The following is a 1,152-nucleotide window of genomic DNA, read 5'->3' as shown; positions in this document are numbered from 1 at the left end:
GAACGCCACGTTTCGGCATCGAGCTCATCAGCTGCCCTCGACCAGCACAGCTAGGCCCACGCCAACCGGCGACTCAGCCACTCCTGCGTGATCCGGGCCGACCGTGCCTGATACCGGCGCAGGTTCGGCACACGCCGTGGTGCCGGTTGGCGGCTGTGATAGGCCCAGTAACCGGCCAGACCGCACAGGAACGCGTCGATAGCGGCCGGATCGATGTCCCGGGTTACACGGTGCGAGGCGAGGATCGGGTCAGGATCCAGCCCTTTACCCGCGATCGAGGGCACCAGCGACGCGAGGTCGATCCATGCGGCACCTCGACAGGGCCAGGCCCAGTCGACGATGAACGGCGAGCCGTCGCCTCGTATCAGCATGTTGTCCGGACGAAGGTCAGTGTGCAGCAGGGAATCGCCGACCGCGCACTCGGGCCAGGTGGACTCCAGCTGAGCCAGCCGGTGGAGATTTCGTGACGCCCACTCGTCCATATCAGCGGGTGCGCCCCGCTCGGCGAACTGCCTCCAGCAGATCAACTTCGGCCCATAGACATCGCTGATCGCCGGTGCCCCGGGAATGGGGCTCGGAGTCAGCTTTTCAGCAAGCTCGTCCAGCATCCGGAGGACGCTGTTCAGCTCATCCTGCTGATCGAGCTGCGGATGGTGTCCCTCGATGAACTCGAAGGCCACCGCGAACCATCCAGCTGCTTCGACGGTGAACCGGACCTCGGGGGTGGGGATGCGCGCTGAAAGCTCCGCGGCAGTAGCGGCTTCAGCCCGGTACCGCTCCACGAGACCGTCATGGACACTGACAGCCTTGATAAAAGCAGCCGTCCCGTCCTCCAAGCGCACGCACGCGGCCAGGCCATGACTGAACCCGCCGACTTGGTTGGTCGCCGATGTCACCCGCAGGCCGAGGCGCTGCTCGATGCCCTTCCGCACCATCGGCGGCAGCTCTCGCCATTCGACGCGATTCGTCACGTCCTCATTGACGGCCACCGGGCTATTGTGCAGTTCGCCCGCCCATAGCTGTCCAGCGGGTGGTCAGTCGTTGGCCAGCGGATGCTCGCGACAAGGCAGAGATCCTGAACAGTTCAGCTCACATGCTCGAAGTCGAATTCGCCATCCGTCGCCCCGGCCACAAACGCCGTCCATTCAATCT

General features: G+C 64.8%; 1 protein-coding gene. It reads right to left on the bottom strand.

The window, feature by feature from the left end:
• Nucleotides 1-50 precede the first annotated feature (50 nt).
• Nucleotides 51-989, bottom strand: coding sequence for an aminoglycoside phosphotransferase family protein (locus tag QK444_RS36435; protein ID WP_282786674.1), 939 nt, complete (start codon nt 987-989; stop codon nt 51-53).
• Nucleotides 990-1,152: the final 163 nt, after the last annotated feature.

Origin of the sequence: Nocardia sp. CC201C (genome assembly GCF_030010695.1) — a bacterium.
Classification (GTDB): Bacteria; Actinomycetota; Actinomycetes; order Mycobacteriales; family Mycobacteriaceae; genus Nocardia; species Nocardia otitidiscaviarum.
The sequence above is the reverse complement of the archived record's forward strand: the minus strand, read 5'-3'. Positions and strand labels throughout refer to the sequence as shown.